Origin of the sequence: Flavobacterium enshiense DK69 (assembly GCF_000498495.1) — a bacterium.
GTDB lineage: Bacteria > Bacteroidota > Bacteroidia > Flavobacteriales > Flavobacteriaceae > Flavobacterium > Flavobacterium enshiense.
In genome coordinates, this window is the sequence record NZ_AVCS01000009.1 from 327,927 (window position 1) to 353,826 (window position 25,900).

Sequence of the window (25,900 nt, forward strand, 5' to 3'; positions counted from 1 at the left end):
TTAAAAAAAAATTGCTTTTTAAAAAATAAATAAATAGGTTTACGCCCTTAAAATGTAATATATAATTAACCCAAGATTTATATGAAGAAGTTCATTGCGTTTACAGCACTTGTTTCATTGTTCTTTAGTAGTTGTCATAAAAACGACAGAGGTGAACTAGTAGGAGTAAAAGGAAGAAAATGGCATCCAGAGAAGCCGTTTGGTATGACTTTGGTTCCAGGAGGTGCGTTTATTATGGGTAAATCAGACGATGATTTAGCTAATGTTCAGGATGCGCCTACTAAAACTGTTACTGTACGTTCGTTCTATATGGATGAGACGGAAATTACAAATAGCGAATACCGTCAGTTTGTGGAATGGGTAAAGGATTCAATTACCAGAACAAGATTGGCTATACTTGCTGATGAACAGGGTCAAAAACCTGGTGGAGGTAATGGGAAAACAGGAGGAAGTATCGGTGACTTTGCATTTAAAGATCAAGATCCGTCTAAAATGTCTGCATATGATAAATATATGTATGAAAACTACTATAGTGTAGGTACAGATGAAGATCCTTATGCAGGAAGACGTTTGAATAGAAAAGTTAAATTGCATAACGATGTTCAGAAATATCCGGATGAGTATTATGTAGAGGTGATGGATTCATTGTACTTGCCTGCTACTGAGTCATATAATGGATTGAGAACATTCGATGTTTCTAAGTTGAAATTCCGTTATACTTGGATGGATATTCAGGCAGCTGCAAAAGATAAAACTGTTGGTAGCAGCAGAACAAAGAGAAGTAAGTACATGAAAACTGAAAATGTCGAAATTTATCCTGATACTACAGTTTGGATTAAAGACTTTGCTTATTCTTATAATGAGCCAATGCATAATGACTATTTTTGGCACCAGGCTTACGGGGATTATCCGGTAGTTGGGGTTTCTTGGAAGCAGGCTAAAGCGTTTTGTGCTTGGAGAACTATGAACAAGAACTCTTATATTAAAAAGAAAAAAGGAAGAGATCAGGTGAATTCATTCCGTTTGCCAACAGAAGCAGAATGGGAATATTCAGCGAGAGGTGGTTTAGAATCTGGAACATACCCTTGGGGAGGTCCTTATGCTAAAAATGACAGAGGTTGTTTCTTGGCAAACTTTAAGCCTAACCGTGGAGATTATGCTGCAGATGGTGCTTTATATACAGTGGAGGCTAAGTCTTATGAGCCAAACGAATATCATTTGTATAACATGGCTGGTAACGTAGCTGAGTGGACAGATTCTTCTTATGATCCTGCAGCTTACGAGTATGTGTCTACAATGAACCCTAATGTTCCAGATTTATCTAACATGCGTAAGGTGACTCGTGGAGGTTCTTGGAAAGATGTTGCTTATTTCTTACAGGTAAGTACACGTGATTATGAATACGCGGATTCAGCAAGATCGTATATCGGATTCAGAACAGTTCAAGATTACATGGGAACAAGCAACACTAAAAATCAGAAATAAGAAAAATTAACCAATTTTTATATTAACTTAACTAACTAAAATTTATTTATTATGGCATTACCAAAAAGAGTGATGAGTTTCGCCTACGGTATGGGGGCAGCAGTAGTAATTATCGGAGCATTATTTAAAATTATGCACTGGCCAGGAGCAGGTACATTCCTTATCATTGGTTTGGGAACTGAGGCGTTAATCTTCGGATTGTCAGCTTTCGAAACAGAAACAGAATTAGATTGGACTTTGGTTTACCCTGAATTAGCAGGTGGTGAAGCTAAAAAGAGAGATGTTAAAAAAGTTGAAAACCCTACAGAGGCTCAAGGTTTGTTGTCTCAAAAATTAGATAATATGTTGAAAGAAGCTAAAATTGACGGTGAGTTAATGGCTAGCTTAGGAAACAGTATTAAAAACTTTGAAGGTGCTGCTAAAAATATGGCTCCTACAGTTGATGCTATTGCTTCGCAAAAGAAATATGCTGAAGAAATGGGCTTAGCTGCTACTCAATTGGAGACTTTAAACGGTATGTACAAAATGCAGGTGGAGAGCGCTACTCGTAACGCTGAAATCAACAAAGAAGTTGCTGAGAACAATTTGAAATTAAAAGATCAAATGCAATCATTGACTGCAAATTTATCTTCATTAAATAATGTATATGGCGGAATGCTTTCTGCAATGAGTAACAGAGGCTAATTAGTTTCAAAATTATTAACTTATTTTTTTAAAAAACTAATTAGAAAATGGCAGGAGGAAAATTAAGTCCTAGACAGAAGATGATCAACCTAATGTACTTGGTTTTCATCGCGATGTTGGCATTAAATATGTCAAAAGAGGTATTAACGGCTTTCGGTTTGATGAATGAAAAATTCGAAGGTGTTAATAAATTCTCAGACGAATATAACGGAAGTTTATACAGTCAATTAGAGAGTAAGGCTGGAGAAAATGCTGCACAGTTTGGTGCGCCATTTGCAAAGGCAAAAGAAATCAAGCCTATCGTTAAAGAATTTAACGATTATATCCAGGCTTTAAAAAATGACATCACTAAAGATATTGAAAAAGAAGCAGATGGTAAATTGCCATATGAGTCAATGGACAAAGGTGATAAAATTGATGAGTCTTGGTTTAGCGGTGACGGTTATTCTAAAAAAGGAAAAGAAATCATTGCACAGTTTGATAAATTCAAAAATGGTATTGCTGGCGTAATCGGAAAAGATGTGAAATTCCAACCGATTCTTAAAGATGTTAATGGTAAATTCAGTACAGCTGATGTGAAAGATAAAGAAGGTGTGACTAAATTGTTTTTAGATTACCACTTCAAAGGTTTCCCGGCAGTAGCTTCATTAACAAAATTATCAGCTATCCAAAGTGATATCAAAAAAACTGAGCAGGATATTTATAATGCTTTAATTGGTAACACTACAGCTCAAGCGGCTTCAATGTCAAACTACAAAGCAATCGTTGTTTTTGAAAAATCTGTAGTTTTCCAAGGAGAAGCTGTAAAAGGAAAAGTAGTGTTAGGTCGTTATGACGAATCAACTGTTCCTAACTCTTTCAACGTAAACGGAGCTAGCTCTAAAATTGAAAACGGTCAGGCAGTGTTCAATGCAACTGCTGGTGGAGTAGGTGAAAAAGAAATCTCTGGTAAATTTACGTTTATCGAAGATGGAAAATCTATCCCAGTAGAGTTCAAAGAAAAATATGTTGTAGTACCAAGACCAAACTCAGCTAACATCTCTGCTGATAAAATGAACGTTGTGTATAGAGGTTTACCTAACCCAATGACAATTTCATTTGCTGGTATTTCTGATGATAAAGTGAACGCTTCTGCTCCAGGTTTATCTAGAGCTGGTAAGCCGGGAACTTACAACTTGAATCCAGGTTCTGGTACAGAAGTAGTTGTTAATGTTACTGGTAAATTACCTGACGGTAAAACAGTATCTGACAAGAAAGCGTTCCGTATCAAAAATATCCCGCCGCCGGTTGGAGCAATTGGTGGGGAAATGGGATCTACTTCTGGAGCTAAATCCAGATTGGAAGTGTCTCAAGTTTCTGCAAAATTACCTGATTTCTTGTATGACTTGAACTTCCAGGTAACTCAGTTTACATTCAAAGCGCCAGGTCAGGCAGCGGTTATCGTAAACGGAGACAGAGTTAACGCTCAATGTAAAGCTGCGATGGCTAAAGCTGGAAGAGGTGATGTGATTATTATATCAGACATCAAAACTAAAATCGTTGGTGTGTCAGCAAATATCATGACTGGTAAAACAGCACCAGTTACATACGAAATAAAATAACCATTTAAGTACAGTAACTTAAATAACTTTAATTTTAGAACATGAAATTGAGAAATTTTTTAGTAGTCTTTTTTGCAGTGGCAGGAAGCTATGCATCATTCGCACAGTCTAACTTGTTGAATGCTAAAACTCCGGCTGAAATAGGAAAGAAAACCGCTGCGCAAATGAATGCCGATAACGATAAACCACTACCTTATGGTTATGTGCACGATCGTGACATCTTAATGGGTAAAGCAATCTGGGAAATCATTGATCTTGATGAAAGAGTTAACTTTCCATTGTACTATCCAATTGATTCGGTAAACATTGGTAGCGACAGACGTTCTTTGTTTGATGTTCTTTTAAAAGGTATTAGAAGTGGTAGAATAACAGAAGTATATACTGATGACTACTTTACTAATAAGAAGACACTTAAAGATATGTCTTCCTCTTTTACTTACATTGATACTACTCAGGCAGGTCGTGATGAGATTAATACTTATTATGATGACTACTTCCCGAAAGCTAAAACTGTAAAGAAAAAAGTGAACGGGAAATGGGTAACTGAAACAGTTCCTGGAACTCCAACTAAAGTTTTGGATCCTCAGTATATCGATAAAAGAGAATTAACAGGTATTGATATTTCTGGTTATAAAATTAAAGGATACTGGTACTTTGATAAAAGACAGGGTGAATTGAAATACAGAATGTTGGGTATTTGTCCAGTGTCTCCGGAAGCGAGAGAAATTGGAAATGAAAATGCCGACGTAATCGAATTGTTCTGGGTGTATTTCCCTTCAATCCGAAATGTGTTACATGAATCCAAAGCTTTCAATGATAAAAACTCTGCGATGCCACTTACTTTCGATCACTTGTTAAATGCTCGTCGTTTCAGCGCGGTAATTTACAAAGAAGAGAATGTGTACGGCGATAGAAAAATCGAAGAGTACATGAAAGAAAACTCTCAGATGCAGTTATTAGAATCTGAGCGTGTAAAAGAAAAAATCCGCAACTTCGAACAAGATATGTGGAACTACTAGTAGTAAATTCTTTTTAATTATATAAAAACTCTTACCATTACGGTAAGAGTTTTTTATTTTTGCAATATGATAGATTATTTAATTGTTGGTTCCGGTATTGCCGGGATATGTTTTGCTGAAACGGCGCTTCAAGGCGGGAAGTCTTTTCTTGTGGTTGAAGATTTTTCTTCATCTTCGTCTAAAGTAGCCGGAGGACTTTATAATCCTGTAATTTTAAAACGTTTCAGTCAGGTATGGCAGGCGACCCAGCAATTGGAGTACGGGCTACCGTTTTATGCTAAAATTGAGGAGCGACTAAATGTTACGTTCGATTATAAAATACCGGTCTATCGGAAATTTGCATCCATTGAAGAGCAGAACAATTGGTTTCAGGCGGCTGATAAACCAACACTGTCTCCTTTTCTTTCCACACGGATTATACAAAAGCAATATAAATCGATATCTTCTGATTTCGGATTTGGCGAGGTGCTGCATACGGGCTATGTCGATACTGCTGTTTTTATCAATTCTTATGTCGAATACCTTCAGAAGAATAATTTGTTCTTAAATGAGACGTTCGATTATTCGGCAATAACTTTTCTTGATAATGCCGTAAAGTATAAGGATATAGAAGCCAAACATATCATTTTTGCAGAGGGTTTCGGTTTGCAGCATAATCAGTATTTTAATCAATTGCCTCTTGATGGCACTAAGGGGGAGTTACTGATTATTAAAGCTCCGGAATTAAATCTGGATGTGGTTTTGAAATCAAGTATTTTCATTCTTCCAATTGGAAACGATTTGTTTAAAGTCGGAGCTACCTACAATTGGGATGATAAAACCGACCTGCCAACTGAAGAAGGCAAAAAAGAACTAATCGACAATTTGAAAGAGCTAATCGATTGTGATTTTGAAGTAGTAGATCATTTTGCAGGTGTCCGTCCAACAGTAAACGACCGCCGTCCCTTGGTGGGGACCCATGCGGAGTTTGGTCGTTTGCACATTCTTAACGGTTTGGGGACACGCGGGGTAATGCTTGGGCCAACTTTAGCCAAAGATCTTTTCGAAAATATTGAAAATCAGAAACCGCTTGATATGCAAATCGACATCAAACGGTTCATCAAAAAGAAAAAATAGTCACATTTTGTTTTTCCAGTCGCTGTCGTAATTGATAAAAATGTTTATCCAAATGTTTCTGGATAGTCGCATGATCACCGGCATAAAACCGACTAGGGTTGCAATAATCGCTATGAAAGAGGTTTTGAGATTGGCACCAAAAAACAAATGAGTAATTACAAAAGAGGCTACGCCAAACGCAATTCCGACAGCATAACTCACATACATGGCGCCGTAAAAAAAGGAAGGTTCGATTTTATATCGGGTTCCGCAATGGCTGCACGTCGTATTCATTTTAAGTGTATTCGATAAATGGTACGGATTTTTGTCAGAATACATGCTCTCTTCCTGACATTTTGGACAACTTCCTGTTAAAATGCTGTTTAGTTTGGATCCTTTTTTTAACATTTGCAAAAAATTTGATGTAAAGGTAATTCATTTGAGAATTTACCGGGTAACATTAGCTGTATAATATGCTTAATATTCATAATTTATCGGTTTCTTTCGGGGGGACATATTTGTTTGAGGAAGTAACTTTTCGATTGGGTGCGGGAGATAGAGTAGGTCTTGTTGGTAAAAACGGAGCCGGAAAATCAACCATGCTTAAAATCTTGTCTCGTGATTTACAACCGGATTCGGGAAGCATCGCCACAGAAAAAGAAGTGAAGATTGGTTTCCTGCGTCAGGATATTGATTTTGTGAAAGGCAGAACGGTTTTGGATGAAGCCTACCAAGCCTTCGAAGAAATCAAACTGGCCGAATTTAAAATCGACGAAATCAACCATCAGCTGGCCACAAGAACCGATTATGAAAGTGCCGAATATTCTGAACTGATTGAGCAACTAGGCGATGTTACTCATCATTATGAAATTTTAGGCGGCTACAATTATGTAGGTGAAACCGAAAAAATCCTCTTGGGACTTGGTTTCAAACGTGAAGAATTCAACAATCAGACCGATACGTTTTCGGGAGGTTGGAGAATGCGTATCGAATTAGCAAAGCTGTTACTTCAAAGCAACGATATTTTATTACTGGATGAACCTACGAACCACTTGGATATCGAAAGTATCATCTGGCTGGAAAGTTTCCTGCGCACTTTTCCGGGGGTTGTGGTAATCGTTTCCCACGATAAAATGTTCCTGGACAATGTTACAAACAGAACCATCGAAATATCTCTGGGTAAGGCATATGATTTCAATAAACCGTATACGGAGTATTTAGTGCTGCGTCAGGAAATCCGCGAAAAACAATTGGCTACGCAAAAAAACCAGGCCAAGAAAATTGAAGAGACTGAAAAGCTGATCGAGAAATTCCGAGCCAAAGCTTCCAAAGCTTCCATGGCACAATCCTTAATCAAAAAATTGGATAAGGTGGAGCGCATCGAGGTAGACGAAGATGATAACTCGGTAATGAGTATTTCCTTCCCGGTTTCGGTTACTCCCGGACGTGTGGTGGTAGAAGCCGAAAGCGTAACCAAAGCGTATGGCGAGAAAACCATTTTAAAAGATATTAACCTGTTGGTTGAACGCGGAAGTAAAATCGCTTTCGTGGGTCAGAATGGACAAGGAAAATCCACTTTTATGAAAGCCATCGTAAACGAATTCGAATTCGGGGGAACCATAAAATTAGGGCACAATGTTCAGTTGGGTTACTTCGCCCAAAACCAGGCGGAATATCTGGATGGTGAAAAAACACTTTTAGATACGATGATTGAAGCGGCAACCGACACGAACCGTTCAAAAGTGCGCGATATGTTAGGTGCCTTCCTTTTCCGTGGGGACGATGTCGAGAAAAAGGTAAAAGTCCTTTCCGGAGGGGAGCGAAACCGTCTGGCTTTATGTAGGCTGTTGTTGCAGCCCATTAATGTGCTTGTAATGGATGAGCCGACGAATCACCTTGACATAAAGTCTAAAAACGTCTTAAAAGCGGCTTTACAGCAATACGAAGGAACGTTGCTGCTGGTGTCTCACGACCGTGATTTCCTTCAGGGAATGTCCAATATCGTATATGAATTCAAAGATCAGAAAATAAGAGAGTATTTGGGCGATATCAACTTCTTCTTAGAGCAGCGCAAGATGGAAAACATGCGAGAGGTAGAGAGGAAGGATGTTGCGGTGAAAGAAACTCCGAAAGAGAATAAATCACTTTCCTACGACGAACAGAAAAAGAATAAATCACTGCAAAATCGTCTGAGCAAAATCGAAAGCCAGATCCAGCAGTTGGAGAAAAATATACAGAGCGACGACAAGGCCTTGGCGGATAACTACGACAAACACGCCGGCGACGCTAATTTCTTTGCGGCCTACGAAAAGAAAAAGAAAGATTTGGATCAGTTGCTGGAAGAGTGGGAAAACGTTCAAATGGAACTGGAAACGATATAAAATGTTTTAGGAGCGAATGGCTTGGGTTAAGAATAAACTATTTTCCCGCTGTTCGCTTTATCTTTTTTTGCCATTAATTAAAGCAAAAAAAGGATGTCGCTTCCATCGGGGCTAATTAACTACTTTAGTATTCTTTGATGTTTTTTAATTGCAAACTAAGGTTGTTTGTCCATTGCAGCCTGCTATCTGCATCCTGCCATTTGCCATCTGCAAACTGACTCTTCTGTCATCTGCATCCTGCAATCTGCCTTCTATTTAAAAGGATTCCGCTCCTGCCAAATGGTTTCCGGCTCCAATGATTTGAAAATCTTTCCGACATAACGGTTGATCAGAGGGTTGGAATGTTGCATAAAGCCTACCATTTCAACAGGTTTGGCGCCCACAGAACTTTTAATTTCCAAAGCGGTTCGGGCAAAAATAATTTCCTTGAATTGCTTCTTGATCGAGTACTTAACCATGTCGTAAAGCATGTTAAGGTATACCATCATTTCCCTTTGATGTTCGTCATCATAACCCAAAAAATACGTGTCAATGGTGCTGCCGTTTTTAATCAGGGTGTTGAAACCGATAAGTTTGTCTTCCAAAAAATAGCCATAAAAAAGGAAGTTGTGTCCCAAATGCTTTTTGAGTTCATAAAAATGATTTTCCGCCAAAAAGAAAGTGTTGAAGGGAGCATTTTTAGCCACATTTCGGTAGAGGAAGTTAATCGTTGTATTGTGCTGCTCAATTTCTATCAGGCTCATTTTTCGTTTTTCAACCCCGTTTAGTTTCTTATGGGCTCTTTTGTATTGGTCACGGTATTTTTTACTCAGCGCACTAACATAATCGTCTTCCGATTTCCAGTTTTCTGCTATCGAAAAAATCATGTTGGGCTGTGTGGAGAACTTGTAAAAAGATCCGAATTCAGGAGCTTCCAAAATATGTTTTTCATTGGTAAAAAAATCCTTGAAAGTGGTCAGGTGTATTTTTTTGCCTTGTTTTTTAAAACGGTTTTTAAGTTCCCGTGCGGCATTGTGCAATAAGTGGATTCCTTCGTTAGGTTTTAGTTCTTCCGAGAAAACAAAAGCGTTCTGTCCTGTAAGCATGTTGTTACCCATGAACAAAACGTGCGATGTGAAGTTTCGGAACACAAAATTTCGAACTGAAGTTTTGATACAGTTATCGCGTTCTCCAAAAGAATCCACCAGATTCAGATCGAGAAACTGAGAAAGTGCGATGCCTATCAGCTTGGTGTCTTTAAATAAGCCGATATAGTGGCAAATCATATTCTTTGGTGCCGAATGGTCCATTGCTTTCAGATAATCTGCTGAAAGGAAAATATTCGATACAGACAATTCGTCCCAAGTGCTGGGAAGCTCTGCAACAGAGGAGTAGATTTTATAATGATAAGGCTGCTTCACAAAGAAAAAATCGCTCTACAAGTACAAAAGTAGAGCGATTACACTATAATTAAATGTTAATTTTTATTTCCATCCGCAGATGATTGCACCCATGATGGTTAGGGAAACAATCCAATATCCGGCGTTAATCAAAATGTACTTCCATGATTTTTGCTCAAATAAAGCATTGATTGCAGTAATCGGTAGTGCTAAAAACAATCCCGATGTAAATCCGTGAAGTGCTCCGTGTTTGAACGAGCGGAAAGCGTCTCCGTAATCGGCCATGAAAGCGGCATAAGAAGGAAGAGCTTTGTCGGCAAAAGCTGGACCGCCTACCATTGCGAATGCTCCCATCTGATGGACTACTAAACTGGGGACAGCTGAGGAAAGCATTAATGAATAGAATATTGTTAATCCAAAAATTTTGAGCATGTTGCCCTGTTTGGCTTTTTCTTCTGTTATCCCAGATTCATTCATCCAGATCGTTCCGAAAACTTTAGGGTTGTACCATACAAATCCAACGAGTAAAGTGACCAGTGAAGCAACCAGTACGGCTACGAAGTTAAATTCCATAAAATATTTTTTTGGTTTATGCTCAAATATAAGAAAAAATACACAAAACTAAATCATTGTTTTTCTGAAGCTTAAATGAAACTTATGAATGTTGTTTGATATTCCAGTAAGTGTGAAAGCTATTTACTTTTGGTGATTTTCGGCTTATGATTACGGTCATAAAATAAAATCGGAGATATAAGTAAATTCGTCTTAACATCTTAAATCGTATTATCATGAAAAGATTATCATCAATTTTTGCGCTAACAATTTTATTATTCGTCTCTTGTGGGAAAAAAGAAAGTTCAGGGGATGATTTTTCTAAACCAACAACGGAAGCACCTTCAACGGAAGCACCTTCAAGTGAAACATCTTCGGCAGCGACCGATGCTGAAAAATATGATCCTCATCGAGGAGAAGGTAAATATGATAAAGTAGATCTGGGAGCAAAACTGGATCAGGCTATGGCTACTGAAGGAGAAAAAGTAGCAGGAGTAAAATGTACCTCATGCCACAAACTTACCGACGAAAAACTCGTTGGCCCGGGATGGAAAGATGTGACTACTCGTCGTAAACCTGAATGGATTATGAATTTTATCACAAATCCGGACCCTATGATTGATAAAGATCCTGCTGTTCAGGCACAATTAGAAATTTGTTTGGTTCGTATGCCAAATCAAGGACTAAATGATACAGAGGCAAGAAATATTCTTGAATACATGAGAAAAAACGACGGAGTAAAATAAAACAATATGAAAATCGCATTGGGATAAGCGCTGCGATTTTCTTTTTTTAATTCAAATCACTATGAAAAATAAATTTATACAGTCAATCTTTGTGATTGCAGTAGGGAGTATGCTCTTTACTTCCTGTAAGCCTAAAGATTCAGGGGACGCAGTGAGTGGTGATGCGGCTCAAAAAGCGTATGTCGCGCCAGGGAAGTACGATGAGTTTTACAACTTTGTTTCCGGTGGATTTAGCGGACAGCTTAGTGTTTACGGTTTGCCGAGTGGAAGATTATTCAGGGTAATACCTGTGTTTTCCGTTGATCCTGAAAAAGGATGGGGATATAGCGAAGAAACGAAACCGATGTTAAATACCTCGCACGGATTTGTACCTTGGGATGATTTACACCATACAGAAATGTCACAGACAAATGGCGAAGTTGACGGACGTTGGGTTTTTGCAAATGCTAACAATACTCCTCGTATTGCCCGTGTTGATCTTAAAACATTTAAAACTGCAGAAATAATTGAGTTACCAAATGTTGGCGGGAATCATTCTTCACCTTTTATTACTGAAAATACTGAGTATGTGGTAGCTGGTACCCGTTTTAGTGTTCCCGGTGATTATGTCAACGGTGATGTGCCTATAAATACCTATAAACAAAATTTTAAAGGACATATCAGTTTTGTAAAAGTTGGTAAAGAAGGAGAAATGGATTTGGCTTTTCAAATTGTTACCCCAGGGGTGAATTTTGACTTATCACATGCCGGAAAAGGAAAATCACACGGATGGATGTTTTTCTCTTGTTATAATACGGAACAAGCCAATACTTTATTGGAAGTGAACGCTTCTCAAAAGGATAAGGATTTTATCATGGCAGTAAATTGGAAAAAAGCTGAGGAATATGTCAAAGCCGGTAAAGCTAAAAAGCAATCTGTAAAATATGTACGGAACAAATGGGATGAAAAAACTCACACTGCAACTTCTGAAACGAAAAATGAAGTTCTTGTGCTTGATGCGACTGCCTTAAAAGATATCTGTTATATGATTCCTTGTCCAAAATCCCCTCACGGATGTGATGTTGATCCTACAGGGGAATACATAGTAGGATCAGGAAAATTAGCTGCTTTGATACCGGTTTTCAGTTTTGATAAATTGCAATCGGCAATTGCCAATAAGCAATTTGACGGAGATTATAGCGGTATTTCGGTTGTAAAATATGAAGCAGCATTGCATGGGGAAGTTAAAAAACCAGGTTTAGGGCCATTACACACAGAATTTGATGCAAAAGGAAATGCGTATACCTCTATGTTTGTTTCTTCTGAAGTTGTAAAATGGGATATCAAATCATTAAAAGTTTTAGACAGGGTACCTACCTATTACTCTGTTGGACACTTATGTGTTCCAGGCGGCGATTCTAAAAAACCATTTGGAAAATACATGATAGCCTATAACAAAATCACTAAAGACCGATATTTGCCAACCGGACCGGAGCTGGCACAATCGGCTCAGATTTATGATATCAGTGGAGATAAAATGCGGCTTATCCTGGATTTTCCAACTATCGGTGAACCTCATTATGCACAAGCTGCGCCTGCAGATTTAATTAGAAATAATGGTCAGTATAAATTCTATAAAATTGCAGAGAATAACCATCCTTTTGCGGCAAAAGGAGAAAAAGAAGCAAAAGTTGTACGCCAGGGGAATAAGGTTCATGTTTATATGACTTCTATTCGTTCTCACTTTGCTCCTGATAACATTGAAGGAATTAAAATGGGTGACGAAGTATATTTCCATATTACAAATCTTGAACAGGATTGGGATGTGCCTCACGGATTTTCTATTAAAGGAGCCAACAATGCGGAATTGTTAATCATGCCGGGAGAAACCACTACATTGAAGTGGGTGCCGGACAGAGTTGGAATGTTCCCAATGTATTGTACGGATTTCTGTAGCGCCCTACATCAGGAAATGTCAGGATATGTACGTGTATCACCTGCAGGAAGCAATGTGCCGCTCACGTGGAGCGTTGGTACTAACCAGCCAAAAATTTAAAATAACCTAACATAAGAAACTGTCCAAAATTTATTTTCTCTTTTCAAGCAGAAAAACAACAGATCTAAATTTGAATGGCCATTTATGGAAATTTCAAAATGCGAATGTTGTAATTTTTGGACAGTTTCTTTTTTTAATACTATGGAAACAACAAAAATTTCTAATTCGTCAAAAGTGTTGCTTTTAATGGTTGCAGCTTTATTTGCAGGATCTTTGTTTGTGCCATTATGGAGAATTGAGCTCGATGCTCCCCAATATCCCGAAGGATTAGTACTGCAACTGTATCCAAACAAAATAGGAGGGGATGTGGATGTTATCAATGGATTAAACCATTATATCGGAATGGCAACGCTACATACCGAAAATTTTTTCGAATTTTCAGTTTTGCCATATATTTTCGGAGCTTTTGCCCTTGTATCATTCGTTTTAATATTTATTGCCAAACGAAAAGCGGTACTTGGATTTTTTATAACGTACATGCTTTTTATTATTATTTCAGCTGCCGATTTCTATCGTTGGAACTATGAATACGGTCATAATTTGGATCCCAATGCTGCCATCAAAGTGCCCGGAATGGCCTATCAGCCACCCTTATTGGGATATAAACAACTGTTGAATTTTGCGGCATATTCGATTCCTGATACCGGAGGGTGGATGCTTGCGGGTTCTGCTTTACTGTTAATTATGATTGTTTTAAAAGAATTTAAATTCAGGAAATAAGATGGGGAAGTACTTGTTTTTTGTCATGGCTTTATTGTTATCGGCTTGCGGGAGTAATGGGCCGGAAGAGATAAAACTGAATTCCGATCATTGTGATTTTTGTAAAATGACGATTTCAAACGGGAAATTTGGAGCCGAATTAATTACGCAAAAAGGAAGGGTCTATAAGTTTGATGATTTGCTATGTATGATTTCCTATGCCAAGGGAGGAAATACAGAGGTGCCCAATGGAAATACAGCGGTGCACTATAAAGCGCATTATGTTGCAGATTATACGAAAGAAAATAAGCTGGTCCCTGCAGAAAAATGTTTTTACATAAAAGGCGGGACGATCAAATCACCCATGGGCGGTAATTTCGCAGCCTTTACCAACAACAAAGAACAAAATGAATTTCAGCAAAAGTATAATGCTGTACCAATGACCTGGAGCGAGGTATATTCGTCTATCAAATGAGAAAACTGTTATCGATTCTATTCTTGAGCGGCTTTATCTGCCTGGGTAATGCCAAAGTGATCACTGTTGGGAAAAATTCAGCGATTAAAAAAATTAAAAAAGCGTTGGAATTAGCCTCCGATGGCGATACTATCATTGTGGATGGCGGCTATTACAGCGAAGGAAATATCCGAATAGATAAAAAAGTCACCTTCATAGGGAAAAATTATCCGGTCCTTGACGGAAAACACAAGGTTGAAGTTTTATCGGTTAATGCCGATTATGTTACGGTCAAAGGATTTAAAATTATAAATTCCGGTCATGCATCGCTTGAAGATCCTTGTGGAATCAAAGTGTATGACCAAAAAAATGTGGTTATCGAGAATAATATCCTTGACAATAATTTCTTTGGGATTTATCTGCAGAATTCTACGAACTGCATTATAAGAAACAATAATCTCCGGGCCTACGGAAAAGGCGAACAGCTTATCGGAAACGGAATCCACTGCTGGAAAAGCAATAATCTGAAAATAATCGGGAATAAAATAATGGGGCACCGCGACGGAATTTATTTTGAATTTGTCACCGAGTCCTTAATCCAAAAGAATATTTCAAATAACAACATTCGTTATGGCCTGCATTTCATGTTTTCAAATGATGATTCGTATGTCGGCAATGTTTTTAAAGGTAACGGGGCAGGAGTAGCAGTAATGTTTACCAGAAACGTAAAGATGATTAACAATCATTTTGAACAAAACTGGGGCGATTCGGCCTACGGATTATTACTCAAGGAAATATCAGACAGCTATATTTTTAAAAATACATTCAGCAAGAATACGTCAGGGATTTATATGGAAGGGACTTCGCGAATTAAAGTTGAAAAGAATGTGTTCAGCGCCAATGGTTGGGGGATGAAAATTCAGGCTAGTTGCATGGATAATGTAATTACTCAAAACAATTTTTTAGGGAATACCTTTGATATCAGTACTAATGGGAGCTTAGTGCTCAATACCTTTAACAGTAATTATTGGGATAAATATGAAGGGTATGATCTTAATAGGGATAATGTCGGAGATGTTCCTTATCATCCACTGAGTTTGTTTGCAGTTCTTACCGAGAATACGCCATCTGCTATGTTGCTCTTCAGAAGTTTTATGATAACGCTTTTAGATAAATCGGAAAAAGTCCTTCCCAGCATAACACCTGAGAATTTTGTTGATAAAACACCACTAATGCATGCCTTGCCACTATGATCGAAATTAAAAATTGCTGTAAAAAGTTCGGGAAATTAGAGGTGCTGAAAAACGTTTCCTTATCCTTTCAAAAAGGCGAGTGTATTGCACTGATTGGCCCTAACGGATGCGGAAAAACCACACTGATTAAGTCGATTCTCGGAATGGTTTTGCCGGATAGCGGCGAAATCGACTTTGAAGGAAAATCTGTTTTAGGGGATTACCGCTACAGGGAAAAGATTGGTTATATGCCTCAGATTGGAAGATATCCTGATAATATGACTATTGGACAGATTGTGGACATGATTAAACAGATTCGAAACCATGATGCGGACATCGACGAAGAATTGATGAAAAGTTTTGAATTGGAGAAAATGTTTGACAAAAAAATGCGGACGCTTTCCGGCGGAACCACTCAAAAAGTAAGCGCTGTCCTGGCTTTTTTATTTAATCCCGATGTTTTGATATTGGATGAACCTACTGCAGGGCTTGATCCGCTGGCATCTGAAATTTTAAAAGAGAAAATTATCAGGGAAAAAGAAAAAGGAAAACTGATCCTGATTACCTCCCATTTGTTAAGTGAACTGGATGAACTGATTACAGAAATCATTTTTATTCAGGAAGGCGAGGTCTGTTTCCACAAAAAAGTAGCTGACCTGAAAGAAGAGATTCAGGTAGATAAGATATCAAAAGCCATCGCCAAAATATTAAAGAGAAAGCAGTATGAAAAGGTTGGTTAATATTATTTTACACGATATAGTGAGGAACAAAATTGTATTGGTTTACACTATTATTTTGGCGGCACTATCTTGGAGTTCCTTTGCTCTTGAAGATACTTCCTCCAAAGGATTGCTTACGATTCTAAATGTGATATTGTTTACTGTGCCATTGGTGTCAATACTTTTTTCAACCATTTATATTTATAACAGTGCAGAGTTTATCGAATTGCTTTTGGGGCAACCCGTCACAAGAGATAAAATCTGGAAAAGTTTGTTTGCCGGATTGTCTTTGTCCATGGTCTTGGCTTTTCTTATTGGTGCCGGTATTCCGTTGCTTTTATATGCGCCGGATGTCACTGGGTTCATGATGATTGTGGTTGGGAGCCTAATTACTGTAATATTTGTCGGACTGGCATTTTTAAGTTCAATTTTGACCAGGGATAAGGCTAAGGGAATTGGGATTGCAATTATGCAGTGGCTGTTTTTTGCGTTATTGTTCGACGGATTGGTCTTGTTTCTTTTGTTTCAATTAGCGGACTACCCAATAGAAAAATAGATGGTGTTTCTGTCTGCCTTGAGTCCGATCGATCTGGCTAGGATATTAATTTTATTGCAACTCGACGTTTCGGCTATGATGGGGTATACAGGGGCTATTTTTAAAGATTTTTTCGGAACCTCATGGGGGTTGGCAGCTTCTTTTGTATTACTGTTTCTTTGGGGAATCATTCCGTTTTTTATTTCATTAAGAAAATTTAAACATAACGATTTATAGTTTTTACAAGATAAAATAATGAAAACTGATATCAGGCATCGAGAAGACATCAAAAAATTAGTTGACAGGTTTTATGATTCCGTAAAACAGGACGAAGTTATCGGCTATCTGTTTAATGATGTGGCCAAAGTGAATTGGGAAACCCATCTGCCGAAAATGTACAATTTCTGGGAAAATATTTTGTTTTTCGCCGGTAATTATGACGGTAATCCCATGCAAAAGCACAAGGAACTTCATCAGAAAAGCACAATGAATAAGTTACATTTTGATCATTGGGTTGCATTATTTATTTATACGGTCGATTCCTTATTCCAAGGAGAAAAAGCGGAGGAAATCAAACATCGGGCCATGAATATTGCTTCGGCCATGATGTATAAAACTTTGTCGCAATGAGGCATCACATTCTTTTGGTTTTACATTTATTGGCAGCCTCAATATGGGTTGGGGGACATTTGTTTTTGTCGATTCGTTTTTTGCCTGAGGCAATAAAAAAGAGAGATGCCTCAATTTTAAAGAACTTCAAAGGTAAATTTGAACCTGTCGGAATGCCTTCACTCCTGATTCTGGTAATTACCGGAATTATGATGGCTTACGATTTTGATGTGACTTTTACCAAATGGTTTTCCTTTTCAAACGCTATTGAAAAAGTGGTTTCCACAAAATTGATTTTACTTTTAACCACAATGGTAATGGCAATATGTGCAGACATTTTTGTGTTTCCAAAGTTGAAGTCAGACAGATTACTTCCAGCTAGTTTACTGATTATTACAGTAACAGTGATTGGTGTAACCTTGCTTATTTTAGGGAGTTTGGTGAGAATAGGAGGTTTCTAAAATTTCAGATTTGATAAACCCGCCACGATTTTCTTTTCTCGCCATAGATTGCATCACTATCAGTAAACTAACCGTTATCATGTTTTTTAATTCATAGAATTCTTTAGTAACCAGAATTCGGTTTTCCAGCTTTAATAATTCTAATCGCCACATTTCCAATTTGTTTTTGGTTTTTTCCAAATCGAGATCATTTCTGGTGATTCCTGCGTTTTTACGCATTGTGTTTTGCAATTCGTTCTTAATATTGGAAAGATAGAATTGATCCAATTTTTTATCGTTATTTTTCTTTTTTCCGGGAAAGTAAGTTGTACTGCTATATGTTGTGCTGACTTTTTCCAGATACTTATATATTCTGTCTGAATAAACAATGGCTTCTAAAAGCGAGTTAGATGCCAGTCGATTGGCACCATGCAAACCGGTTCGAGAGCATTCGCCACAAGCAAATAGGTTGGTTATGGAAGTTTGTCCGTTTGTATCAACCGAGATTCCTCCGCACAGATAATGTTGTGCAGGTACCACCGGAATCCAGTCTTTTTCAATGTCAATTCCGGCCTCTTTGCATCGATTGTAAATCATGGGGAAATGTTTGATAAAGGCATTTATTTCAAGATGCGTACAATCCAGGTACACACAATCATCCCCTGATTTTTTCAACTCGTTTTCGATGCTTTGTGAGACAATATCCCTGGAAGCCAAATCACCTCTCGGGTCGTAATCTGACATAAAAGGAATGCCGTCTTTTGTTCGAAGAATACCTCCAAATCCCCTTACGGCTTCCGAAATTAAAAAGGTAGAACTTAGGTTTTCATCATACAAAGCCGTTGGATGAAACTGGATAAATTCCATGTCTGTAATTTTGGCATTTGCTCTTTTTGCCATAGCAATTCCATCGCCTGTAGCAATTGCAGGATTTGTGGTATGGCCATAGACCTGTCCAATTCCGCCTGTTGCCAATAAAGTGTAATCAGATAATAATGGGATTATCTCATTTGTTTTTTCATTTAAGGCATAAGCGCCAAAACAACGGTTATTTTTGGTGATTAATTCAAAAGCAAAATGATAATCCAGAATCTGTATGTTTTTAGTTTTATACACTTTCGCTAAAATGGCTCTTTCAATTTCATAACCCGTTTGATCTTTATGATGAACCACTCGGTTTGTTGAATGTCCGCCTTCCCTTCCTAAATCTAAATTTCCTTGTTCATTCAGGTCAAATTTGGCTCCCCAATTGATTAATTCCTGTAGTCTTTTTGGGCCATCAGTGACTACCATTTCAACAACTTTTTGATCGCACAATCCATCACCGCAGATCAGGGTATCCTCAATGTGTTTTCTAAAATTGTCGGCTACTTTGTCAATGACCACAGCAATTCCGCCCTGAGCATATTTTGTGTTGCTTTCATCTGCATTCGATTTGGTCACAATGGTCACGGACCTGTCGGGGAAACGATCGGCAATTTTTAAAGCAAATGTCAATCCGGCAATTCCCGAACCGATGACTAAGTAATTGTTCTGTGTCATTATTTTGATAATTCTAACATTCGTTCAATGGGTACTAACGCTTTTTTTATGAGTTTTTCCGGCAGTTCGATCTCAGGGCTTTCGTTCAGCAGGCAATCGTATACCTTTTGAAGAGTATTCATTTTCATAAAACCGCATTCGCTGCAGGCACAAGTGTTGTTTTCATTCGTTGGAGCCGGGATGAGTATTTTTTGCGGTACTTCCTGCTGCATTTTATGTAAAATTCCTGCTTCGGTGGCTATGATGAATTTGTTATTCGGACTTTCTCCGACATATTTTATCATTTCCGCGGTGGAGCCTATGAAATTTGCAGTTTTCAGAATATGGGATTCCGATTCGGGATGGGCAATGATTTCGGCATCCGAGTGCTGCTTGTACAGGTCAATTAATTTGTCTAGGGAAAAGGCTTCATGCACCACGCAGGAACCATCCCACAAAATCATGTTTCTGCCTGTTTTTTGGATAATGTGCCTGCCCAGATTTTTATCCGGTGCAAAAATTATCGGAGTGTCTTCAGGAACAGATCGAACAATTTTTTCAGCGTTGGAAGAAGTGCAGACAATATGGCTTAAAGCTTTGATTTCAGCGGAGCAGTTGACATAAGTAATGACAAGATGGTCCGGATGCGCCTGTATGAATTTTTCAAAAGCAGATGGCGGGCAGGATTCCGCCAAAGAACAACCGGCTTCTAAATCCGGAAGCAGCACCCTTTTGGACGGGTTTAAGATTTTTGCGGTTTCGGCCATAAAATGAACGCCGGCAAATAAAATGATATCGGCATCTGTTTTTTTTGCCTCCTGCGATAATCCAAGACTGTCACCAACATAATCTGCGATTTCCTGAATTTCCGGACGCTGATAATAATGAGCCAAAAGGACGGCGTTTTTTTTCTTTTTCAGTTCGATTATTTGATTCTGTAACTCGTTCATATTGTTTGTAATAAAATACAAAGTACGCATGGTAAAAAGTTTTTACATATGATTTAAGTCATATAATCAGGCTTGCTTATCGAAGTAATATTGTATAAACATTAAAAAGAAATATTATGAAAACACAAGAAAATACAATTGGCGAATTTGTAGCTCAGGATTTTAGAACAGCTGCTGTTTTTTCAAAATACGGCATTGATTTTTGCTGCAAAGGACATCGTACTTTAAGTGAAGTTTGTGAAAAAAAAGGACTTGATCATTCAGAATTGGAAAATGAGATCAACGAGGTTTTGAATCAGAACGATGATACAAATATAGATTATAAATCTTGGCCTGCTGATTTATTGATCGATTATATCGAAAAAGTGCATCACCGTTATGTGGAAGAAAAAACACCTGTGTTACTGACATTTTTAGATAAATTGTGTAAAGTCCATGGAGAGCAACATCCTGAACTTTTCGAAATTAATTCTCTTTTTCAAATCACTGCCGGGGCTTTAGCTCAACATATGAAGAAAGAAGAATTGGTATTGTTTCCATTTATCAAAAAAATGTGCGATTCCCTGCAGAATAAAACTCAGATAGAACAACCATTTTTTGGGAGTGTATATAATCCAATTGCTATGATGATGGATGAACATGACAGTGAAGGGGAACGCTTGAGAAGAATTTCTAAGCTGGCCAATAATTATACACCTCCGGCAGATGGATGTAATACCTATAAGGTGACTTTTGCCATGCTTGAGGATTTTGAGAAGGACTTACACAAACATATCCATTTGGAAAACAATATTCTTTTTCACAAAGCAAAAGATTTGGAGCAAAAATTTACGGTTTTATAACTGTTGTATAACATAAAAAGCCTAGAAAATGGAAAAATATGTTATCAAAAGAAATGGCGATTATAAACCGTTTGAGGATTTTAAAATCAAGGACGCCATAGAAAAAAGTTTTGCCAGTGTTTCAATTCCTTATGACGAACGAGTGTTTGAGGATGTAATGGCTGCTATGCCATACAGTGATGTTTGGGCTGTTGAAGAAATTCAGGATGTTATCGAAAAACTGTTTTTTGAAAGAGGACATTTTGAAGTGATGCGTTCCTTTATGCTGTATCGCCACACTCGAAAACTGCAGCGTGAACACGTTCAGGGATTGAATGACGATACCACTTATGTAGACAGCTCACAAACTATTGAAGAATATACGTCCCAAACCGACTGGAGAATTAATGCCAATGCCAATACTTCCTTTTCCAATGCGGGCTTGGTCAATAATGTAGCCGGTAAAATAATAGCCAATTACTGGTTGGACAAAGTGTATTCCAAAGAAGAGGGCTATGCACACAGAAATGGAGACATACACATTCACGATTTGGACTGCCTGACAGGCTATTGCGCTGGATGGAGTTTGCGTGTATTGCTTAATGAGGGGTTCAATGGCGTTCGGGGAAGGGTAGAGAGCAAAGCTCCGTCACACTTCAGGGAGGCATTGGGGCAAATGGCTAATTTCCTTGGGATATTGCAGAGCGAATGGGCCGGGGCTCAGGCATTCAGTTCTTTTGACACGTATTTAGCACCATATGTTTTTAAAGATAATTTGACATTTGACGATGTTTTAAAATCCATACGGAGTTTTGTTTACAATCTGAACGTGCCAGCCCGTTGGGGGCAGTCGCCATTTACCAATATTACTCTGGACTGGGTAGTTCCCGAAGATTTAAAAGAACAGATTCCGACTAAAAATGACCAGCATCTTTTTGTAAGCTGTAAGGATGAAATTATTCTGAAACGCGCCAAAGAAAGAGGCGTGACTGATGTAACCGAAATGCGTTATGAGCATTTTCAGGCTGAAATGGATCTGATAAACAAAGCATACTATACGGTTATGACTGAAGGAGATGCTAACGGACAGCCATTTACTTTTCCAATTCCAACTGTGAATATTACAGAGGATTTTGACTGGAATGGTGAGAATACCAATCTGTTGTTTGAGAATACCGCCAAAATAGGGTCATCGTATTTTCAGAATTTCATAGGCAGCCAGTATGTATTGGACGAAAACGGCAATCAGGTGGAAAATCCAAACGCATATAAACCGAATGCCGTGCGCAGTATGTGCTGCCGTTTGCAACTGGATTTAAGAGAATTGCTGAAACGCGGCAACGGACTTTTTGGTAGTGCTGAAATGACTGGAAGCATCGGCGTTGTAACCATAAACATGGCTCGATTGGGTTATCTGTTCAAAGGAGAAAAAGAAGAACTTTTTGAGGAATTGGATAAGTTGATGGAAATAGCTAAATCCACTTTGGAGAAGAAAAGAGCCTTTATTCAGGATATGTACGATAGAGGATTGTACCCATACACGAAAAGGTATCTTCCGCATTTCAGAAACCATTTTTCTACGATTGGCGTAAATGGAATGAATGAAATGATTCGGAATTTTACGAATGATACGGAAGATATTACGACGGTTTTCGGCAATGATTTCTGCATCGAAATTTTGGATTATATCCGTAATCGAATGAAAGAATTTCAGGAGGAAACCGGAAATCTGTACAATCTCGAAGCAACTCCTGCAGAGGGAACTACGTATCGCTTTGCCAAAGAAGACAAAAAACGTTTTCCTAAAATCCTTCAGGCAGGAATTGGTGAAAATATATACTATACCAATAGTTCCCAAATTCCGGTGGACTATACAAGGGACCCTTTTGACGCTCTTTTAATGCAGGATGAATTACAATGTAAATATACCGGAGGTACGGTACTGCATTTGTACATGAATGAAAGAATCAGTTCTTCTGAAGCTTGTAAGAACTTTGTGAAAACCGTTTTGACGAAATTCAAGCTGCCTTATATTACGGTGACTCCTGTGTTTAGTATATGTCCGAAACATGGCTATTTAAACGGCGAACATGAATATTGTCCAAAATGCGATGAAATTATAATTGAAAACCAAAATTAGTATGATTATGAAATCGCCATTAACTAATAGTTTGCGCAAGCAAATACCAATGAATAAAAGGCGATAACAAATGTGACCGCTAAAAAATAAAATTTACACATATGAAAACAAAGACTGACCAAATTTTAGAGGAGAATCAGGGTTTAAGGACGAAATGTCTTGTTTATACCCGTGTTATGGGATATCACAGACCCGTAGAAAGTTTTAATATAGGAAAAAAAGGTGAACATAAACAACGCACATATTTTAAAGAAGGTGGATGTTAAGTAAACCTATTTCTGATATTACTCCGTTTACGCTGCTGGATTATCCCGGGAAATCAGCTTGCATATTTTGGTATGCCGGCTGTAATATGAGATGTTCATACTGTTATAACCCCGAAATTGTTTTGGGAAAGGGACGAGTTCTCTTTTCTGAAGCAATTTCTTTTTTAGATACCAGAAGAGGATTGCTGGATGCCGTTGTTTTAAGTGGTGGCGAATGTTTGATCCATAAGAACATTCAGGAGCAGATCAAAGCAATAAAAAAAATGGGATATCTGATTAAAATAGATACCAATGGATCCAATCCCGGAATTTTAAGCCAACTCTTGGAAGAGGGACTTATTGATTATGTTGCACTCGATTTTAAAGCTTTGGATGATAAATACGAAATGATTACCAAGTCAGATCTGTTTTCGCCTTTTGAACAGTCACTACAGTTGCTGTTGAATTCAAAAGTAACATTTGAGGTGAGAACAACTTGTCATTCCGACTTGCTGGCTTCTTCCGATTTAAATAAAATGATTCACTATTTGGATAGTAAAGGGTATGAGGGGAATTTTTATATCCAAGGATTTAGAAATGATAAAGAAACGCTTGGGAAGCTGTCTTCTTCCCAAGCGATAAACCCTTCAGAATTGTTTTCTTTGCCAAATATCCAATTCGTTATCAGGTAATTTTAAAATGGTTTTTACGCCATTTCTAAGGCAAAAAATTCAATTTGAGCCAATTCTTTTCGGTATTGTGTCAACTGTCGCTGAACATCCTGCTGAACATCCTTAAAATATTTAGTCGACGAGAAAAGATTTTGATAATAATCGATTCCTGCCAGAAGATTACTTTTGAAAGAATTCCATTTTTTTGTCTGCCCTGCTGTTATCTCTCCGGAAAAGTCGCTAATCTCTTTTTTCAGATACTCCACATACATTTTCAATTCTTTTACAAATACATGCGGACGGTTTTTATCGGTCATGATATTCCCGTTTCCGTAAATGTGACGAACCATTTCGGCTAACGATACTTCTTTGTCAAAATACGCCAGATTTGGTCCAGGGCAAATAACAACGCCCTGCTGTTGGCCTTTTATTTCTATGTCGTTTTCCAGATAAGCGGCATTTACCAAACCTACGCACAGACAGGATTTTTCAGTAATTGCATTTTTTCTTTTATCAATTTCTGTAGGCGTCAGATCTTTTTCAATAGCTTTTAACTCATCCAGTTTGATGTCCTGAAATTTTTTGGAAGCGGTACAAAGGCCTTTGTGGTCATATTCTTTGTTTAATGCCAGCAGTCTTTTGGGGCAGGAACTTCCGGCTTTATTCTGATCGATTCTTTTTTGCTTCCAGAAATCGTTGGATACGCCCTTTACGGAATTAAAGGGAACACCCAGCGGAGAAATATTGCTTAGATAAAAATCGTCTTCTTTGGCTTTGGCCAATATATTTCTTGTTTCTTTGTCAAGTGAAGTAGCTTCGGGAACCAATAAAAAAGGCGACCCCCAGCCAACGGAATCCAGATTGTAATGCTCGAGCAAAAAGTCATGCTCTTCTGCAGTTCCGATGCCTCCCTGAGCGGTGATTTTCAGTTCCATTGGTTCTGTTGGTACATGCAGTTCTTTTAGTGTTAATGCTTTGATCAAAAGTTCTTGTGCCGATTGGATCAATTGGTCTTTTTTCTCTTTGAATTCTTCCAAAATCGGTCCCATTAAATAACCGTCTGTGGCAAAAGCATGACCACCGCAATTTAATCCCGATTCAATTCGGTATTCGGAAACCCAAAGTCCTTTTTTAGCAAGGAAATTACCTTGAATCAATGCGGAACGATAATCGCTGACTTTTAGAATAATCTTCTTTTTCAGGTTGCCGTGCGCATCAGGGAAAAAATCCTTGAAATTTTCAATGTAGCTGAATAGTCTTGGGTTCATTCCTGCAGAAAACACAACTGATGAATTCAGTTCGCTCTGGGCAAATCCTCTTAATGAGGCGTGGGCATCGTTGAATTCTACCGGTAATTGGGTGTCATTTTTAAAATTGTCCTTGTCCACTTTTGTCATGATGTTAACATCAATACTGCCGGGCGAGAAATAGTCTTCAAGAAAATTTTGAATGTTTTTCTTAATGGTACTTCCTTCATTGATGACCTTTTCCAGGTTGATCTTTAAATCGGAAGTGTTGGGCAGAACGGATATGAAATTTTCCAGTGAAGTTTTATTTTCGAGCAGTTCATTTTTAAAGTTCTGGAATTTTTCTTTTACCGTATCATTTACCATGTTCAGGTAGGCCGTAATTCTTTTTGCCCTGTAGTCAATGGTTTTTTGCGTAATTTCCAGATAAGGGATGTTGAATTTATCACAATAAAAAGCCCTCAATTTTTCGAGAATTTCATCATCGGTAATAGCTATTACGGAGGAAATGCCGTAATGGGCAACACGGATAGGACTGTCAATGGTGTAGGACAGTCCCATTACCGGTATGTGAAAAGTATGTAACTGTTTTGTTTTCATTCGTTTGAAATTGTATTAAGGATTCAAAGGTTGTAAAATA

The 25,900-nt window shown here is 38.0% G+C and carries 26 protein-coding genes; 20 read left to right on the forward strand and 6 right to left on the reverse strand.

The genetic code is table 11. From position 1 onward, the window contains the following. Window positions 1-81 precede the first annotated feature (81 nt). The 5 genes from porK to FEDK69T_RS07355 all read left to right on the forward strand — a co-directional run bounded on the left by porK (window position 82) and on the right by FEDK69T_RS07355 (window position 5,905). On the forward strand, window positions 82-1,485 hold the full coding sequence (gene porK / locus FEDK69T_RS07335) for a T9SS ring complex lipoprotein PorK/GldK (protein WP_023573515.1): 1,404 nt from the start codon (window positions 82-84) through the stop codon (window positions 1,483-1,485). A 51-nt stretch (window positions 1,486-1,536) separates the two neighbouring features. Beyond that, a complete protein-coding gene (porL, locus tag FEDK69T_RS07340) occupies window positions 1,537-2,169 on the forward strand; it encodes a type IX secretion system motor protein PorL/GldL (RefSeq protein ID WP_023573516.1) in 633 nt (210 codons plus the stop codon). A gap of 47 nt (window positions 2,170-2,216) precedes the next feature. Next, window positions 2,217-3,770, forward strand: coding sequence for a type IX secretion system motor protein PorM/GldM (gene porM, locus FEDK69T_RS07345; protein WP_023573517.1), 1,554 nt, complete (start codon window positions 2,217-2,219; stop codon window positions 3,768-3,770). Window positions 3,771-3,811: 41 nt separating this feature from the next. Then, on the forward strand, window positions 3,812-4,789 hold the full coding sequence (gene porN, locus FEDK69T_RS07350; protein ID WP_023573518.1) for a type IX secretion system ring subunit PorN/GldN: 978 nt from the start codon (window positions 3,812-3,814) through the stop codon (window positions 4,787-4,789). 66 nt (window positions 4,790-4,855) lie between these two features. Next, window positions 4,856-5,905 (forward strand): NAD(P)/FAD-dependent oxidoreductase, encoded by a 1,050-nt coding sequence (locus FEDK69T_RS07355; RefSeq protein WP_023573519.1) that lies wholly within the window; start codon window positions 4,856-4,858, stop codon window positions 5,903-5,905. On the opposite strand, the gene FEDK69T_RS07360 is transcribed toward FEDK69T_RS07355, so the two are convergent. Beyond that, a complete protein-coding gene (locus FEDK69T_RS07360) occupies window positions 5,906-6,292 on the reverse strand; it encodes a DUF983 domain-containing protein (protein WP_023573520.1) in 387 nt (128 codons plus the stop codon). Window positions 6,293-6,357: 65 nt separating this feature from the next. On the opposite strand from FEDK69T_RS07360, the gene FEDK69T_RS07365 reads away from it, so the two are divergent. Next, the gene (locus FEDK69T_RS07365; RefSeq protein WP_023573521.1) at window positions 6,358-8,265 is read left to right on the forward strand and encodes an ABC-F family ATP-binding cassette domain-containing protein; all 1,908 of its coding nucleotides are present in this window, start codon (window positions 6,358-6,360) and stop codon (window positions 8,263-8,265) included. A gap of 251 nt (window positions 8,266-8,516) precedes the next feature. Here FEDK69T_RS07365 and FEDK69T_RS07370 read toward each other — a convergent pair whose 3' ends face one another. Both FEDK69T_RS07370 and FEDK69T_RS07375 read right to left on the reverse strand, forming a co-directional pair. Continuing rightward, window positions 8,517-9,665, reverse strand: a complete 1,149-nt coding sequence (locus FEDK69T_RS07370; protein ID WP_035630029.1) for an 8-amino-7-oxononanoate synthase — start codon at window positions 9,663-9,665, stop codon at window positions 8,517-8,519. A gap of 63 nt (window positions 9,666-9,728) precedes the next feature. Then, window positions 9,729-10,217 carry a DUF1761 domain-containing protein gene (locus FEDK69T_RS07375; protein ID WP_023573523.1) on the reverse strand — a complete coding sequence of 163 codons (489 nt, stop codon included), beginning with the start codon at window positions 10,215-10,217 and terminating at the stop codon, window positions 9,729-9,731. Between the two features lie 215 nt (window positions 10,218-10,432). On the opposite strand from FEDK69T_RS07375, the gene FEDK69T_RS07380 reads away from it, so the two are divergent. From FEDK69T_RS07380 to FEDK69T_RS07420, 10 genes are all read left to right on the forward strand, one after another. Beyond that, window positions 10,433-10,942, forward strand: coding sequence for a c-type cytochrome (locus FEDK69T_RS07380; protein ID WP_023573524.1), 510 nt, complete (start codon window positions 10,433-10,435; stop codon window positions 10,940-10,942). Between the two features lie 61 nt (window positions 10,943-11,003). Then, complete coding sequence (gene nosZ, locus FEDK69T_RS07385) at window positions 11,004-12,977, forward strand: Sec-dependent nitrous-oxide reductase (RefSeq protein ID WP_023573525.1); 1,974 nt, start codon at window positions 11,004-11,006, stop codon at window positions 12,975-12,977. 141 nt (window positions 12,978-13,118) lie between these two features. Beyond that, the gene (locus FEDK69T_RS07390; protein WP_035630145.1) at window positions 13,119-13,697 is read left to right on the forward strand and encodes a membrane protein; all 579 of its coding nucleotides are present in this window, start codon (window positions 13,119-13,121) and stop codon (window positions 13,695-13,697) included. 1 nt (window position 13,698) lies between these two features. Beyond that, window positions 13,699-14,151 (forward strand): nitrous oxide reductase accessory protein NosL, encoded by a 453-nt coding sequence (locus FEDK69T_RS07395; RefSeq protein WP_051385089.1) that lies wholly within the window; start codon window positions 13,699-13,701, stop codon window positions 14,149-14,151. Then, entirely contained in the window at window positions 14,148-15,383 is a 1,236-nt protein-coding gene (locus FEDK69T_RS07400) for a nitrous oxide reductase family maturation protein NosD (RefSeq protein ID WP_023573527.1), read from the forward strand. Before FEDK69T_RS07395 ends, FEDK69T_RS07400 begins: the two co-directional genes overlap by 4 nt. Then, the gene (locus FEDK69T_RS07405) at window positions 15,380-16,102 is read left to right on the forward strand and encodes an ABC transporter ATP-binding protein (protein WP_035630026.1); all 723 of its coding nucleotides are present in this window, start codon (window positions 15,380-15,382) and stop codon (window positions 16,100-16,102) included. Before FEDK69T_RS07400 ends, FEDK69T_RS07405 begins: the two co-directional genes overlap by 4 nt. Next, window positions 16,086-16,637, forward strand: coding sequence for an ABC transporter permease subunit (locus tag FEDK69T_RS07410; RefSeq protein WP_244875459.1), 552 nt, complete (start codon window positions 16,086-16,088; stop codon window positions 16,635-16,637). Before FEDK69T_RS07405 ends, FEDK69T_RS07410 begins: the two co-directional genes overlap by 17 nt. Continuing rightward, complete coding sequence (locus FEDK69T_RS16090; RefSeq protein WP_023573531.1) at window positions 16,638-16,853, forward strand: hypothetical protein; 216 nt, start codon at window positions 16,638-16,640, stop codon at window positions 16,851-16,853. It begins immediately after the preceding gene. 18 nt (window positions 16,854-16,871) lie between these two features. After that, window positions 16,872-17,246 carry a group III truncated hemoglobin gene (locus FEDK69T_RS07415; protein WP_023573532.1) on the forward strand — a complete coding sequence of 125 codons (375 nt, stop codon included), beginning with the start codon at window positions 16,872-16,874 and terminating at the stop codon, window positions 17,244-17,246. Beyond that, on the forward strand, window positions 17,243-17,686 hold the full coding sequence (locus FEDK69T_RS07420) for a hypothetical protein (RefSeq protein ID WP_035630024.1): 444 nt from the start codon (window positions 17,243-17,245) through the stop codon (window positions 17,684-17,686). The genes FEDK69T_RS07415 and FEDK69T_RS07420 overlap by 4 nt, the downstream gene beginning before the upstream one ends. On the opposite strand, the gene nadB is transcribed toward FEDK69T_RS07420, so the two are convergent. Together nadB and nadA are read right to left on the reverse strand one after the other, a co-directional pair. Next, the gene (gene nadB, locus FEDK69T_RS07425; RefSeq protein ID WP_035630023.1) at window positions 17,654-19,207 is read right to left on the reverse strand and encodes an L-aspartate oxidase; all 1,554 of its coding nucleotides are present in this window, start codon (window positions 19,205-19,207) and stop codon (window positions 17,654-17,656) included. The genes FEDK69T_RS07420 and nadB overlap by 33 nt on opposite strands. Further along, window positions 19,207-20,136 (reverse strand): quinolinate synthase NadA, encoded by a 930-nt coding sequence (nadA, locus tag FEDK69T_RS07430; protein WP_023573535.1) that lies wholly within the window; start codon window positions 20,134-20,136, stop codon window positions 19,207-19,209. Before nadA ends, nadB begins: the two co-directional genes overlap by 1 nt. A 116-nt stretch (window positions 20,137-20,252) precedes the next feature. Here nadA and ric point away from each other — a divergent pair, with 116 nt between their 5' ends. The 4 genes from ric (at window position 20,253) to FEDK69T_RS07445 (ending at window position 24,034) form a co-directional block, all read left to right on the forward strand. Further along, on the forward strand, window positions 20,253-20,978 hold the full coding sequence (gene ric, locus FEDK69T_RS07435) for an iron-sulfur cluster repair di-iron protein (RefSeq protein WP_023573536.1): 726 nt from the start codon (window positions 20,253-20,255) through the stop codon (window positions 20,976-20,978). 28 nt (window positions 20,979-21,006) lie between these two features. Next, window positions 21,007-23,097, forward strand: a complete 2,091-nt coding sequence (locus tag FEDK69T_RS07440) for a ribonucleoside triphosphate reductase (protein ID WP_023573537.1) — start codon at window positions 21,007-21,009, stop codon at window positions 23,095-23,097. Window positions 23,098-23,198: 101 nt separating this feature from the next. Next, complete coding sequence (nrdD, locus tag FEDK69T_RS15840; protein ID WP_117612548.1) at window positions 23,199-23,363, forward strand: anaerobic ribonucleoside-triphosphate reductase; 165 nt, start codon at window positions 23,199-23,201, stop codon at window positions 23,361-23,363. Next, window positions 23,357-24,034 (forward strand): anaerobic ribonucleoside-triphosphate reductase activating protein, encoded by a 678-nt coding sequence (locus tag FEDK69T_RS07445; protein ID WP_023573538.1) that lies wholly within the window; start codon window positions 23,357-23,359, stop codon window positions 24,032-24,034. The genes nrdD and FEDK69T_RS07445 overlap by 7 nt, the downstream gene beginning before the upstream one ends. 14 nt (window positions 24,035-24,048) lie before the next feature. Here the strand turns inward: FEDK69T_RS07445 and FEDK69T_RS07450 are convergent, their stop codons facing one another. Further along, window positions 24,049-25,860, reverse strand: coding sequence for a hypothetical protein (locus tag FEDK69T_RS07450; protein ID WP_023573539.1), 1,812 nt, complete (start codon window positions 25,858-25,860; stop codon window positions 24,049-24,051). Between the last annotated feature and the right edge of the window lie 40 nt (window positions 25,861-25,900).